Origin of the sequence: Methanolacinia paynteri (genome assembly GCF_000784355.1) — an archaeon.
Classification (GTDB): Archaea; Halobacteriota; Methanomicrobia; order Methanomicrobiales; family Methanomicrobiaceae; genus Methanolacinia; species Methanolacinia paynteri.
The window spans coordinates 47,825-61,110 of record NZ_KN360940.1; the positions used below are offsets into that span (position 1 = coordinate 47,825).

14 protein-coding genes are annotated in these 13,286 nt (G+C 48.3%); 9 read left to right on the plus strand and 5 right to left on the minus strand.

The window, feature by feature from the left end; translation table 11 throughout:
• Positions 1-14: 14 nt before the first annotated feature.
• The 4 genes from METPAY_RS14335 to METPAY_RS11250 form a co-directional block, all read right to left on the minus strand.
• A complete protein-coding gene (locus METPAY_RS14335; protein ID WP_052418788.1) occupies positions 15-2,525 on the minus strand; it encodes a PocR ligand-binding domain-containing protein in 2,511 nt (836 codons plus the stop codon).
• Between the two features lie 278 nt (positions 2,526-2,803).
• Positions 2,804-4,003: an MFS transporter gene (locus METPAY_RS11240; RefSeq protein WP_048152616.1), complete on the minus strand. Its 1,200-nt coding sequence runs from the start codon at positions 4,001-4,003 to the stop codon at positions 2,804-2,806.
• Entirely contained in the window at positions 4,000-4,515 is a 516-nt protein-coding gene (locus tag METPAY_RS11245) for a MarR family winged helix-turn-helix transcriptional regulator (protein ID WP_048152619.1), read from the minus strand. Before METPAY_RS11245 ends, METPAY_RS11240 begins: the two co-directional genes overlap by 4 nt.
• Before the next feature lie 542 nt (positions 4,516-5,057).
• Positions 5,058-5,414, minus strand: a complete 357-nt coding sequence (locus METPAY_RS11250) for a winged helix-turn-helix transcriptional regulator (protein ID WP_048152620.1) — start codon at positions 5,412-5,414, stop codon at positions 5,058-5,060.
• A gap of 182 nt (positions 5,415-5,596) precedes the next feature.
• On the opposite strand from METPAY_RS11250, the gene METPAY_RS15540 reads away from it, so the two are divergent.
• The 6 genes from METPAY_RS15540 (at position 5,597) to METPAY_RS11275 (ending at position 10,243) form a co-directional block, all read left to right on the plus strand.
• Positions 5,597-6,214 carry a sugar O-acetyltransferase gene (locus METPAY_RS15540; protein WP_048152621.1) on the plus strand — a complete coding sequence of 206 codons (618 nt, stop codon included), beginning with the start codon at positions 5,597-5,599 and terminating at the stop codon, positions 6,212-6,214.
• Positions 6,215-6,516: 302 nt separating this feature from the next.
• Entirely contained in the window at positions 6,517-7,686 is a 1,170-nt protein-coding gene (locus METPAY_RS11260; RefSeq protein WP_048152622.1) for an iron-containing alcohol dehydrogenase, read from the plus strand.
• Positions 7,687-7,725: 39 nt separating this feature from the next.
• Complete coding sequence (locus METPAY_RS11265; protein WP_211251533.1) at positions 7,726-8,280, plus strand: cyclophilin-like fold protein; 555 nt, start codon at positions 7,726-7,728, stop codon at positions 8,278-8,280.
• A 60-nt stretch (positions 8,281-8,340) separates the two neighbouring features.
• On the plus strand, positions 8,341-8,757 hold the full coding sequence (locus METPAY_RS11270) for a cupin domain-containing protein (protein ID WP_048152623.1): 417 nt from the start codon (positions 8,341-8,343) through the stop codon (positions 8,755-8,757).
• Between the two features lie 12 nt (positions 8,758-8,769).
• Positions 8,770-8,937, plus strand: a complete 168-nt coding sequence (locus METPAY_RS15005) for a hypothetical protein (protein ID WP_157199071.1) — start codon at positions 8,770-8,772, stop codon at positions 8,935-8,937.
• Between the two features lie 289 nt (positions 8,938-9,226).
• Complete coding sequence (locus METPAY_RS11275) at positions 9,227-10,243, plus strand: alpha/beta hydrolase (protein WP_048152625.1); 1,017 nt, start codon at positions 9,227-9,229, stop codon at positions 10,241-10,243.
• A gap of 406 nt (positions 10,244-10,649) precedes the next feature.
• On the opposite strand, the gene METPAY_RS11280 is transcribed toward METPAY_RS11275, so the two are convergent.
• The gene (locus METPAY_RS11280; protein ID WP_048152627.1) at positions 10,650-11,009 is read right to left on the minus strand and encodes a winged helix-turn-helix transcriptional regulator; all 360 of its coding nucleotides are present in this window, start codon (positions 11,007-11,009) and stop codon (positions 10,650-10,652) included.
• A 152-nt stretch (positions 11,010-11,161) separates the two neighbouring features.
• Here METPAY_RS11280 and METPAY_RS11285 point away from each other — a divergent pair, with 152 nt between their 5' ends.
• The 3 genes from METPAY_RS11285 to METPAY_RS11295 all read left to right on the plus strand — a co-directional run.
• Complete coding sequence (locus tag METPAY_RS11285; protein ID WP_048152629.1) at positions 11,162-12,298, plus strand: aldo/keto reductase; 1,137 nt, start codon at positions 11,162-11,164, stop codon at positions 12,296-12,298.
• Between the two features lie 148 nt (positions 12,299-12,446).
• Positions 12,447-12,935 (plus strand): flavodoxin, encoded by a 489-nt coding sequence (locus METPAY_RS11290; protein WP_048152631.1) that lies wholly within the window; start codon positions 12,447-12,449, stop codon positions 12,933-12,935.
• Positions 12,936-13,054: 119 nt separating this feature from the next.
• Positions 13,055-13,286, plus strand: a 232-nt coding sequence (locus tag METPAY_RS11295) for an aldo/keto reductase (protein WP_048152634.1), incomplete at its 3' end; no start/stop codon positions are given.

Consider the following 13,286-nt stretch of genomic DNA (forward strand, 5'->3'; position numbering starts at 1 on the left):
GTGAGTTTATCACTTCAGTTGCTCACAACCTTGAAATGCTCCCCGGGAACGGTTATTTCAAAACGTGCCCCGACACCTTCTTCTCCGGTCTCGCAGATGGAGATCCCCGTTATCGAAAGGATCTCCCTCGATAAGAAAAGTCCGAAACCGGTAGTTTTTCCAAACCCTTTTTCAAATATTCTTTCCTTATCTGAGTCCGGGATACCTGTCCCGTTGTCCTCCCACAATATCTTCAGCAGATCGCCGGATATTTCGCAGCCGACCCGGACTTCGGTTGCCTCGCCATGACGGATCGTGTTGTCCATCAGGTTTAAAAACACCTTCTCGAGCATAGGATCCGCGTTCACCTCGATATTCCTGCAATCGTTATAAAGAACCACTTTCTCGTTTCCGGAATCGCTGATCAATTCCCGGATATCTATCCATACGGGTTTGTTGACTCCGAGGTTCTCGTATTCCCGTGTAAATTCTATATGACGCTGGATAGCCGAAGAGGCCTTTTTTATATAATTGAGGCAGTCCGCTCCCGGCTGATCCAGGATGTGATCTTCTGCAATTTCAAGGAAACCCTTAATCACCATCAGCTGGTTCAGGATGTCGTGACGTGTGATATCGGAGAGAATATTGAGTTTCCTGTTCGCAAATCTCACTGCCTCTTCTGCAGTTTTTCTTTCTGTAATATCCTCAACAACTGCCAGGCAGAATGGCTTTCCTCCCATCAGGATATATCTCGATGTGAAACTGCAGAGGTTTATCTCCCCGCTTTTTTTGCGGCAATTTATCTCGTAATTATCGATGCTGCCTTTTTCCCTCATCGCAGCAAGCAATAATTTATACTGATTGTTATCCTGGAAGATCCCAAGCTCCTCGGGTGTTTTTCCGATGGTCTCTTCCACGGAATAGCCGGTTTGGCTTACGAACTTTTCATTGACATCCGTAAATTTCTGGTCGGTCCCTGATATGAGAGTCAATACAAAGGGGCTGTTCATAAAAACAGTAGTGAACTTATTCTCCGATTCCTTCAGCTGCTCTTCAATCTCCTTTTGTCCTGTAACGTCCCAGATGAAAACCAGCATGGCTTCTGAATCGTTAAAATGGATCTTCTTTCCTATGCACTCGATCCAGATCTCCCTTCCCGCTTTATTTATGATCTTATAGCCGACAGGGTACCGGTCTATGCCCTGTAAAACACAACCCAGATCCTTTTCAAGTCCGGCGCGGGATTCGGGTGCGATATAATCCATAATATTTGCTCTCCCCGCCAGGGATTTGGAATCTTTTACATCCAGAATCCGGCTGGTTTCCATATTGGCAAAGAGGATTTTGCCTGAGAAATCCACTACCAGGATGCCGTCCAGGGAAAGATCGACAAGTGTTTTGAACTTCGTTTCGCTTTCGCGAAGCTCCTTTTCACTCTTTACCAGTTCGTCGTAATTCTGCCTGAGCTCTTCTTCAGAAGCGGCAAGCTGTTCATAGGCAGCATTGAGTTCTTCGGTCTTTTGGAGAAGTTCCTTCTTAGTCCTTTCATACTCGGCAATGGACCTGGCCTGCCGGAGATTATGATAGGTGGATTTTGAAAGCTGATTCGCCATCGCGAACAATGCCTTTGAGACGTTCTCAAATCTCTCCGTCGACATTGATGGTACTTCATAATATGCATCGAGGAAGACATTTTCGTCAGCACCGATCTTCCGGGCATATTCGAGCATCTTCTCTTCGGTCTGGGCTTCGTTTCGGACCTGGCCGGCGAGCCAGTTTGCAATGTGCCTGCCATTGACGATAATACTCGCACCGGCATCCCAGAGGCCGCCGCTTAAGCACTTCTGCACCGTCGGACCGTCAGGATTAGGTTTCCCGATGGTCGCATTGGAGATAAAACAATTTTTGCAGCCGTACTCGCTTTTCCTGATAACATCCCTGCACAGCCGGGTGAAATTGCTGGGTTTAGTGATGGGTGTTCCGTCGGGACGGGTAATTATCGATGCGACGCCGGCACCTGTTGAGAAATCGTCCTGGATCCGCTGGATTTCATCGATATCGAACAGATCCTCGAACTCTATGTTGCCTTCCGCCGGCGGCTGAGTCAGCATTATCACGCGTTTTTCAAGTGCCTCCTCCGCTCTTTTGCTTTTTACTGCGCTTTTTATCTTATGCGCCAGTTCGGCATACTGTGATTTGGGATCTCCGCCTTTCTGGAGATAAAAGTCCGCGCCCTCGTTTAACGCCTCTATTACAACCTCTTCCCTGCTTTTTCCAGTAAAAATAATAAAAGGAATTCTGTTGCCGGCACTCCGGAGAGATTTCAGCAGTCCGATACCGTCCATGCCGGACATCTGGTAATCGGAGACTACTGCATCAAAGGGTTTTTCCGACAAAAGCTTAAGGGCATCTTTCGCATTTCCTGCTGTTGTTACTGAAAAACCGCCTGTTTTCTCAAGGAATAATTTGCTCATATTAAGAAGAACCGGCTCGTCATCGACATAAAGAAGTGATATGCCGGAATCCTCCTGCTCCCCGTATGACATAATTATCGTTCCATCATTCTTAGACAGTAAATGATAATACTCCAGATCATGATAAACTTTAAGGAATTGATGTGGCAATTTTTCGAGCAAAATGCCAGTTTATTTCAATATTTGTACAAATTTTGAATAATATTTATTTTTATAATATGAAAAATTGTGTTTTTTCACTGTTTCATAACTATTAATTCTTTATTGCTCCACGCCCGGGGATGTCGTTACAATATTGGCCCACGGATACGAAGATAAAAAAAATATACGGATAATTTTTCTTCATCATTTCAATCAGCCTGCGCTTCGATCTTTTCCGGGTTGTATTTGACCAGTACGAACATTATGGCGGCGAAAAATACTATGACAGGAAATGTAGCGAGCGCCGTCGTCAGGCCGAAATGGTCGGCGATAATTCCGGAGACCGAAACCCCGATCCCGCCTGCTCCCATGGCGATTCCCATGAACATACCTGATATGAGGCCGATTTGGGTGGGAACCAGCTCATGAGCCATCGATATCGTCACTGCAAAGGAGGACCAGAGGAGGAATCCGAACAGTATAATGAAAAGGATCAGCAGGGCGCCGTGGGTGACGAGGATTGCGGCAAAAACAGGAACGGCCGCGAATGTTGTTGCAACGACCACAGGTTTTCTTCCGAACCTATCGGAGAGCGAACCGCCGAGAAGCTGCCCCACAACTCCTGCCAAAAGCATAACACTGACTAAAAATGTCGCATCTATGAGCGAGTAGCCCTCCAGGACGAGGAATGTCGGTATGAAAGTCATGGCCCCAAAGGTGGCCCATGCACGGAGTGTTGCACCGGAGAAGAGGAATATAACGGGCTTCCAGTTCTCCCGGCCGGATGCGGAAGTCACTACGGTCTTCTTGTGAGTCTCGGGAATCGGCCTGAACATGAGAACCAGTGCACCGGCGATCGCCGGGATCACGAGCCACGTTATCGATGATATGCCGCCGTACGACAGGGCGAGACCGCCGACTATAGGACCGAGTGCCTGGCCGAGATTCCCTCCTACGGTAAAAAAAGATGTGAGACGCCCGCGGGTCCCCGGAGTTGCAAGGGCATCCACCTTGCAGAGTGCACCGGGATGAAATGTCGCATGCCCCATCGCCGATATGGCAACGCACCCGAGCATTACATAATAGTGGTTGGAGACAAGACCGAGTAATGCGATACCGCAGCCGGATAACAGCAGCGAAATGATGATGCTGATCCTGAGACCCTTCCTGTCGGCGAGGCTTCCGAAGACGGGCTGGAGTACGGATGAAAGCAGGCTGTGCATCGTCGGGAGGAGTGCGGCCTGGAAATAACTGTAGCCGAGAGTCGTGATCAGTACCGGCTGCAGTGCCATAAGGACAGGGAAATAGATGTCGTTGACCATGTGCGCAAATCCGAGCTGAATAATCTCCCTGAAATTTCCAGGGAGGCTTAACAGGCCGGGCTTTGCATTCGCATCTTCCGCACTCATTCAGATCGCTCCGTTCCGCTGACTTTTTTATTCGCAGAGAGATCACGGATTTGCTGATCGTAGACCGATTCCATTGCAGAAAAAACCCTGGAAATTACTTCCAGTTCCTCTTTTTTCAGGGTTCCGACACCGGCAGCGATTCTCTTGTAAACATCCGCATGGGTCTTCTCGTGGCACCTGAATGCAGTCCGTCCTTTTTCTGTAAGCTCGAGAGAGACTTCTTTATCATTTCTAAGTCCCCGGACTTTTTTCACGAGACCGCGGCGGGCCAGTTTCGCCACCATCTGCGATGCGGCGGAAGGAGTTATTCCGAGAATTTCGGCAATAATCCTGTTGTTGTTCTCTTTCGTACTTCCGATGGCCTGGATAGCATGGATCTCCGATAATTTCAGCGGGTCGTCGATCCCGAAATCACGGGGAAGATTCTCCATAATATTCATCTTATTCCGTATTCTCATCCATACCCCGTATAGTTCGGCGAAGTCGGATGGTCGCGATTCTGCAACAGTCATTGTTTAGTTACTTAATGATTAAGCTACTTAATAATATTCCCGATCGTGACCGGGAGAATATTTACTGGGAGTTATTTTCAGCCCGATAAATTGCTATCGCGCCGAAATTTGTGTAAAACCCCCATGACAGGCAATTCCATCACGCAAAACCGATGAAAATCTACAAAGTTTATTTGGACTAAAACAAGGGATCTAAAAGGTCTCAATCCGGATTTCCAAACGAAACTAAATTAAACAGCCTGGGGACCCTTGCCGGTCCCCTGGGCGTGCCATAAGGAGAATATCTTCAGGCAAGGCCCCTGGGTAGGGACCGTCCGGCGGCCCGTCCGCCGGTGCCGGGGTTGCCGGAGAAAGACATGAGACAGCAAAGTGCCAAAAAGTTTATTGGAATTTGGGTAGGGATCTAAAGGATCCGGACCTTGATTTTTATAGCAAAAATGTGAATTAGGTCCGGAGATCGTTATATGACGATCTCTCGATCTTCCGGCGGATCGTTGGGATAATCTAATTTACCAGGTTCATTGATCCTTCACTGCAGCCGTCTACTCCTCGCATTTGAACTCGATCTCGTCGTACATGTGCTCGTAGCCCCAGTGACACAGCTGGTCAAGGATCGGTATCAGCGAGAGTCCTTTTTCGGTCAGCGAGTACTCGACCTTCGGCGGGACCACGGGGTACACCTTCCGTGTAATCAGGCCGTCGTCTTCGAGTTCGCGAAGTTCTTTGGTGAGCATTCTCTGGGTGATCTTCGGCTGGATGCCCCTGAGGATCTGGCTGAAACGCAGCGTCCCGTCTTTCAACTCATAAAGGATCAGGGGTTTCCATTTGCCCCCGATTACGGCTATGGCGGCATCGAATCCCCAGGCATATTTGTATTGTTTTTCAGATGGCTCTTCCATTGGTATACATCCTGTACGTATGTAACATTTCACATGAAAATCACGTTGTGATTTACATGAAACAGTCCATGAAACCTTTGTTTCATAAACGTTTTAGTAAATACCAACTATATAAGACATACATCGCAAACATATAACCGGATAACCGGCGGATACAGCTTATAACCGGAAAGAGCGATGAAATGAAAGATCATACGAAAAAGAAGGACCAAAACGATCTCTCCTTAAAACAGAAAAAAGACATCTTCGAACGCGACCGGTCAGGAGAACTGGTCCGGACGGACGACCCGGAATTCCCTAAAATGAGCGATGCGATTCGCCGTGCCAGAAAGATCACGGCCCGCATGAATACTTCATATCATGATGACGATGAAGCCAGGGAGTTATTCAGCGAGCTGGTCGGTTACGAGGTCGATCCCTCCTCACGTGTGACCCCGCCGTTTTACACCGATTTCGGCCAAAATATTAAAATCGGGAAGAATGTCTTCATAAATCACGCCTGCACATTTATGGACCGGGGAGGTATTACAATTGAGGACGATGTCAAGATCGGTCCCTGTGTCAATCTTCTCACGACCAACCATCCACTGGACCCGTCCGAAAGAAAGGCAACGATCTCCAATCCAATATGGATTAAAAATAATGTTTGGATCGGTGCAGGAGCGACGATCCTGCCGGGTATAACAATCGGAGAGAACTCGGTCGTCGGAGCGTCAGCGGTTGTCACCCGTGATGTACCGCCTGATACGATCGTCGCAGGAGTGCCTGCAAAAATTATAAAATCACTCGGTGATCTTTAATTCAATCTAGTTCATTTTAATCCGGTACAATATTGCCTGCCCGCAGCAGATCATACCGATCTTTCGTTTGGGCAGGGAGAACTATTTTCGCCAACTCATTTTTCTGGCAGGAAAGACGCAAAAAGCCTCTATACACCATTTAGTATGCGGAGTGTTAGTATGTATCATATCTGTTTGTATCCGTTAATTATAGTATACCACATAATCAGTAACCATGGGTTTTGAAAGAAGCTACCCATAACCCAGAAAGAGATCGCTTCCACCCATATCTTTATGATAGAAAAGAGCAAGGAGGATTTTACATGAGCTTCATGATGTATATTCCAACAAGGATTCTGTTCGGGGCAGGCCAGCTGAACAACCTGCACGAACAGAAACTTCCCGGCAAAAAAGCCATGATAGTCATAACAAGCGGAACCTCGGCAAAAGAATACGGGTACCTTGCAAGAACAAAAGATCAGCTGAAACAGGCCGGTGTGGAGAGTGTCGTATTCGACAAAGTCCAGCCCAACCCGCTGAGATCGACGGTCATGGCAGGTGCAGCCTTTGCAAAAGAGCATGGCTGTGATTTCGTTGTGGCTCTTGGCGGCGGAAGCTGTATCGATGCGTCAAAGGCGATCGCCATCATGACCACCAACGACGGAGACTACTGGGACTATATCTTCGGCGGAACGGGAAAAGAGAAATTAATGACGAACAAGCCCCTGCCCGTCGTCGTTATCTCAACCACGTCGGGTACTGGCTCCGAAACGGACCCCTGGGCTGTCGTAACACACGAAACCCGTCATGAAAAGATCGGTCTGGGCAATGACGACACGTTCCCCGTCCTCTCGATTGTAGATCCCGAACTGACGAAGACAGTGCCGCCGGACTTAACCGCGTACCAGGGTTTCGATGCATTGTTCCACAGTGCCGAGGGCTATGTATCCAAGGGAACCAATCTGATGAGCGATGTCTTCGCTATCAATGCGATTGAAAATGTCGGGCGAAATCTCGCAAAGGTTGTCAGGAACGGGGACGACATCGACGCACGCGAAAAAGTCACCTTCGGAAACATCCTCTCGGGAATGCTCGAGACAATCGGTGCAGTCACAAGCCAGCACGCCCTCGAACATGCGATGTCCGCCTATCACCAGGAGCTCACCCACGGTGCAGGCCTGATAATGATCAGCAGGGCGTACTTCACGAAAGTTATCGAAAGACACGTGGCGGACGACAGGTTCATAGCTATGGCAAAGGCCATGGGAATGGAAGACGCCAAAGATCCGATGGACTTCATAACGATGCTTTCGAAACTCATGGAAGAGTGCGGAGTTTCGGACCTGAAGATGTCGGACTACGGGATCAAACCCGAAGAATTCGAAACTCTCGCGAAGAACGCGAAGGAGACTATGGGAGGGCTCTTCCTCACCGACAGGAGCGAGATGAGCATCGAGGACTGTGTCGCAATCTATGCCGATTCCTACCGGTGAGAAAGGAGATAACGGCACGAAAAAGGGGATCGGAATTCGATGAAGAAAACGGTCGGCCCGACATTATTACTGGTGGCGGTACTTGCAGTGGCGATCTTTTCCCTGGTGTTTATGTCCTGGGATACTGATAGCAGTGGCCCGGAAGGGACGCCGCAGGAAGAAAGCGATCAGCCCGGCATGCCCGGCGAAGGTTCAGGAACACCGGTTACGGGAGACAATACGATGAACAGCACACCAGATGCAAGGATAAAACTGTCATTCGACAACGATGAAGTAATCGTGAAGATGTACGACAATCCTACGAGCAGAGATTTCTTAACATTACTTCCCTTAACGCTGACCTTCGAAGACTATTCGGGGACCGAAAAGATCAGCAGTCTGCCGAAAAGATTGTCGACTGAGGATGCACCCGCAGGAAGCGATCCTTCGGCAGGAGATTTTACCTACTATTCTCCCTGGGGAAATCTTGCGATATTCTACAACGACTTCGGTTACTCGGGAGGACTTGTCATATTAGGCACGATCGAATCGGGAACTGAAAAGTTAGGAGAAATCGACGGGGATTTCACCGTTAGAATTGAGAGAATCGAATGAATCCGTGACACGGATTGAAAACAGAATGAAAATCAAGATGATCCAGATAAGGCGATAAATATGAAAATTCCGGAAGAATTTGAGAAAAGAATAATCTTTCCTGTAGGAGAGAAGATCGAGAACGAGTATTTTTCGGGAACGGCATGGCTTTCCGTCCTCGTCCCCCCTGAAACCACATTCAACTGCCCGACTTTCAACGTAACATTCGAGCCGGGCGTAAGGAACAACTGGCACAGGCACCCGGGCGGCCAGATCCTGCTTGTCACGGGCGGAAAGGGCTATTTCCAGGAAAAAGGAAAGGAGGCACGGGTGTTAAAAGAAGGCGATGTGGTGAAGATCCCGCCGGATGTAAAACACTGGCACGGTGCGGCAAAGGACAGCTGGTTCTCCCATATCGCCATAAGCACGAATATGCAAAAAGGCGATGCCGAATGGATGGAACCTGTAACTGATGAGGAATATTCAAAATTACCATAATTTCGTCCGTTGATGAGAAAAAAAGTTTATGAAACAAAGGTTTCATGGACTGTTTCATGTAAAACCCCCATGATGGGCGATTCCATCACACAAAAACCGATAAAATCTACAAAACCTGTTGGAATCAGGACAAGAGATCTAAAGGGTCTCAATCTGGATTTCCAAGCAAAACGTTCATGAAACAAAGTTTCATGCACTGATTCATGTAAATCATAAAGTGATTTGCATGTAAAAGCAAATAAACAGCTCAGGGGACCCTTGTCGGTCCCCCGAGCGTGCCATGAGATGGCTATCTTAAGGCAAGGCCCCTGGGCAGGGGCCGTCCGGCGGCCTGGCGCCGGTGCCGGGGTCGCCTGAGATAGACATGGACATTAGAGAGCTAAAAAGTTTGTTGGGATTAGGGCAAGGGATCTAAAGGGTCCTGGTCCTGATTTCTATAGTAAAATTCAAACGAACCGGAGGTAAAAAAATGCCGGAAATTACAGAGAACAAAAAGAAAGCCAATAAAAAGACCTTTGAAGTCAGTGAAAAGGTAACTGTAGAAAGCGTATCCTACAAGAACAAATACGGAATAATCGTTGCAGCGGACATGTATTTGTCAAAAGACATCGACAAGTCGAAAAAATATCCGGCTCTCGTTATAGGCACACCCTATGGCGGTGTAAAGGAGCAGGGTGCCGGAATATACGCGCAAAATATGGCGGAACGGGGATTCGTTGCCATTGCATTCGATGAATCCTATAACGGGGAAAGCAGCGGAAGACCGAGACATATCTCATCTCCGGACCTGTTCGTCGAAGATTTCAGTGCAGGAGTAGACTTCCTGGGGACACGCCCGTTCGTTGACAGGAACAGGATCGGAGCCATCGGCATCTGCGGAAGCGGAGCGTTTTCAGTCACTGCAGCCCAGGTGGACCCGCGTATCAAAGCAGTAGCGACTGCAAGCATGTACGACATGAGCAGAATGATACGAAAAGGCTGGGAAGATTCAATGACCGATGAAGAGCGTGCCCGGGCGCTGGTTCAGCTGGGCGAACAGCGCTGGAAGGACTTTGAAAACGGAACTCCGTTGCTGCCTGAAGGATTCCCTGGTGAACCGGCCGATTCAATCCCGGAGGGACTGGACCCGATTCTGAGTGAATTCTTTGAATATTACGGAATGAAACGCGGGCATCATCCGAATGCAGGAGCTGCATTCACAGTGACGAGCAGCATGTCATTTATGAATTTCCCGTTGATGAATTACATCGACACCATCTCACCGCGGCCGATCCTGTTCATCATCGGTGAGAATGCACACTCCAGGTATTTTAGCGAAGATGCCTATAAAATGGCCGCCGAACCAAAGGAACTCTACATCGTCCCGGGTGCGAGACATATCGATCTCTACGACGGAGGAGACAACAACTATATCCCCTTCGACAAACTGGAGTCGTTCTTCAAAGATAATTTAGGGAAAGATTATAATTTGACACAGGGTGCGTAGAGCAGTCAGGTCAAGTTACTGAAGAAGAATATGGTGAGTAGGAATAATCTGAAAACTCACCATCGATTTTTTTTTTTTTGCTGTTTTATCAGCCGGATATAATCTCTCAAAATTATTTTTACATATCTGATTTTTTGTCGGTCCTCTTGAGCATAGGCATAGCAAAGAATTCTTTCCGGAGGAGAATATTCCATAAGCCTCATGAGCTCACCGCGTCTCTCCGCCCAGGGGATACTCGTCTATCCCCTGGGCGGTTTATCATGATAGAGAGGCCCCGAGGTCGGGGCCGATCCGCCGGCCTGCGAAGCGGCTGGCGGCGAGGGGTGCCAATATGTGTTTGAAGAATATAATTGAAAATTAAAATTGCGTCTCGGCCATGTTCTTCCGGGTTGAACATGGAAGAAATTCAATCGTTCTCATCGCAGAGAAACTCGATATCGTCTCTCATGTGTTCGCATCCCCAGAGACATAGCTGATCGAGAATCGGCATCAGCGACTTCCCGGTTTCAGTAAGCGAGTACTCGACCTTCGGCGGAACCACGGGGTAGACTTTCCGGGTAACAAGCCCGTCGCTTTCGAGTTCGCGAAGTTCTTTGGTAAGCATTCTCTGCGTAATTTTAGGCTGGATCACCTTCAATATCTCGTTAAAGCGTAATGTCTTCTCATTTAATGCATATAGGACAAGAGGCTTCCATTTGCCGCCGATCACATCTATGGCGGCATCGATTCCCCATGCATATTTGAATTCTTTTTTATTATCATCCATCGGTTTCATACCTGTCAGTATATGACATGACTGTTTGTATTCAATATATGGCGCATACACACAAATAATATACCATTTAACAGTTAGCCGGGATATGACATTTAATATGGTATTATCCATTTAATTTTCTCTGGCCGAACGGAAAAAAACCCATGGAATACAGGAATTTACCCAACAGCGACTGCATGGTCAGCACAATCGGTATCGGCTCGGGAAGTCTCCGTGAATCAGGACCACGGGAGATCGAAAAGATCGTCAGTTACGGTATGGAGAACGGAATAAACCTGATCGATACCGTCATGTCCGATAACAAAGCGGCAGAACCTATAGCACTGGCCTTAAAAGGGCGGCGGGAGGAGATGGTCATGCAGATCCATCTCGGAGCCGTATACCCGGGAGGAACGTATACGAGGGTAAGGCCGTTTTCAAAACTAAAGGAAGGGTTCGAAAACGAACTGAAAAAATACGGGACAGATTATGCAGATATCGGCCTGATTCATTATGTGGACGACGTTTCGGATTTTGAAGCTATAATGTCGGGCGGGATCTTCGATTACGCCCTAAGGCTGAAGGAGGAAGGGACAATCCGCCATCTCGGTTTCTCGTCGCATTCGCCGGAAATCTCCAGGCTCTTCATCGAAACCGGAGAGATCGACGTCTTCATGTTCAGCCTTAATGCAGCCTATGACTTCGAACCCTCGGGAGGGAGACTGGTTTTGTCGCGGGAGAGAGCGGAGCTATATCGTGAATGTGAAAAACAAGGCGTAGGCATTACCGTCATGAAGCCTTATTGCGGCGGGCAGCTTCTCAACGAAAAGACATCTCCGCTGTATCACAGGATGACGATCCCGCAATGCATCAGGTACGCCCTCGACCGTCCCGCCGTTCTCTCCTGCCTGCCGGGGATACGTTCCATGAAAGACCTGGAGGAGGCACTCGGGTATTACTCCGCCTCCGACGGAGATTGCGACTACTCTTTTATCGGCGGTCTGCCGCACAGGGACGTCCACGGGATCTGCATTTACTGCGGCCACTGCCAGCCATGCCCGGCCGGGATCGATATCGCTTCGGTTAACAAATACTTAGACCTTGCAAAATCCGGCGACGAACTTGCAGTAGATCACTACATGACACTGAACAAAAATGCAGAAGACTGCACCGGGTGCGGCTCATGCGAAAAGAACTGCCCGTTCCAGGTGGAGGTTCGCGAAAGAATGAAAGAAGCCTGTGAATTGTTCTCTACTGTTAAAACAGGAAACTGGAAGGCACAATCAACCGGAATTTTTTGACAAAAGTGCAGGTGATAATACCTGAACTCACACATGGTTTCATTATTGCAAGTATATTTCAATCATGTTTGTATATCCTACATATGTTATATACCACATACAGATACTAATACGATCAGGATTTTTTAATCCCGGATGGAGAGTGAAGATGACTGAAAAATCAATACTCACGGCATATTTCTCGCATTCAGGCAACACACGTATAGTTGCGGAGAAGATACACGAAATAGTCGGCGGCGATATCTTCGAGATCGTTCCCGTGGACCCGTACCCGCAGCAGTATAACGCAGTTGTGGAGCAGGCTAAATCGGAGCTCGACCGGGATTACAGGCCGCCCCTTAAGACTAAAGTAGGGGACATTGACTCATACGATCTGATCTTCGTCGGTTATCCCGACTGGTGGAGCACTATACCAATGCCGGTTGCATCGTTCCTGTCCGGGTACGATCTCTCCGGAAAAACCATAGCACCATTCTGCACGCACGGCGGAAGCGGTCTCGGGCGAAGTGTCGCCGATATCAGGAAACTATGCCCCGGTTCGACCGTCTCCGACGGGCTTGCAGTCAGGGCAGGAAATGTAAAAAACTCGCAGGAAGAAATAGATAACTGGCTGCCTGAAGTAGGGTTCAGGAACTAGCCGGATATACTGTATTTCCCGGAAAAACGTTTATGAAACAAAGGTTTCATGGACTGTTTCATGTAAATCACAGCGTGATTTTCATGTAAGATCGTAATAACACAAAAATGGTGACTAAAATGCTATACAGAACAGTTCCGAAAAACGGAGACGAATTATCCGTACTCGGGTTTGGGTGCATGCGGCTTCCTGTCAGGGAAGACTTTTCGATAGATGAAGAAAAGGCCACAGAACAGCTGCATTACGCGATCGATCACGGTGTGAACTATATCGACACCGCCTGGCCTTATCATATGGGAGAGAGCGAGCCCTTCCTGGGCCGTGCACTTGCCGGCGGGTACCGCGAGAAGG

What these genes read in the sequence shown, in the direction of transcription:
- METPAY_RS14335 (WP_052418788.1), bottom strand. Translation starts at nt 2,525, where the DNA reads ATGTCATACGGGGAGCAGGAGGATTCCGGCATATCACTTCTTTATGTC.
- METPAY_RS11240 (WP_048152616.1), bottom strand. Translation starts at nt 4,003, where the DNA reads ATGAGTGCGGAAGATGCGAATGCAAAGCCCGGCCTGTTAAGCCTCCCT.
- METPAY_RS11245 (WP_048152619.1), bottom strand. Translation starts at nt 4,515, where the DNA reads ATGACTGTTGCAGAATCGCGACCATCCGACTTCGCCGAACTATACGGG.
- METPAY_RS11250 (WP_048152620.1), bottom strand. Translation starts at nt 5,414, where the DNA reads ATGGAAGAGCCATCTGAAAAACAATACAAATATGCCTGGGGATTCGAT.
- METPAY_RS15540 (WP_048152621.1), top strand. Translation starts at nt 5,597, where the DNA reads ATGAAAGATCATACGAAAAAGAAGGACCAAAACGATCTCTCCTTAAAA.
- METPAY_RS11260 (WP_048152622.1), top strand. Translation starts at nt 6,517, where the DNA reads ATGAGCTTCATGATGTATATTCCAACAAGGATTCTGTTCGGGGCAGGC.
- METPAY_RS11265 (WP_211251533.1), top strand. Translation starts at nt 7,726, where the DNA reads ATGAAGAAAACGGTCGGCCCGACATTATTACTGGTGGCGGTACTTGCA.
- METPAY_RS11270 (WP_048152623.1), top strand. Translation starts at nt 8,341, where the DNA reads ATGAAAATTCCGGAAGAATTTGAGAAAAGAATAATCTTTCCTGTAGGA.
- METPAY_RS15005 (WP_157199071.1), top strand. Translation starts at nt 8,770, where the DNA reads ATGAGAAAAAAAGTTTATGAAACAAAGGTTTCATGGACTGTTTCATGT.
- METPAY_RS11275 (WP_048152625.1), top strand. Translation starts at nt 9,227, where the DNA reads ATGCCGGAAATTACAGAGAACAAAAAGAAAGCCAATAAAAAGACCTTT.
- METPAY_RS11280 (WP_048152627.1), bottom strand. Translation starts at nt 11,009, where the DNA reads ATGGATGATAATAAAAAAGAATTCAAATATGCATGGGGAATCGATGCC.
- METPAY_RS11285 (WP_048152629.1), top strand. Translation starts at nt 11,162, where the DNA reads ATGGAATACAGGAATTTACCCAACAGCGACTGCATGGTCAGCACAATC.
- METPAY_RS11290 (WP_048152631.1), top strand. Translation starts at nt 12,447, where the DNA reads ATGACTGAAAAATCAATACTCACGGCATATTTCTCGCATTCAGGCAAC.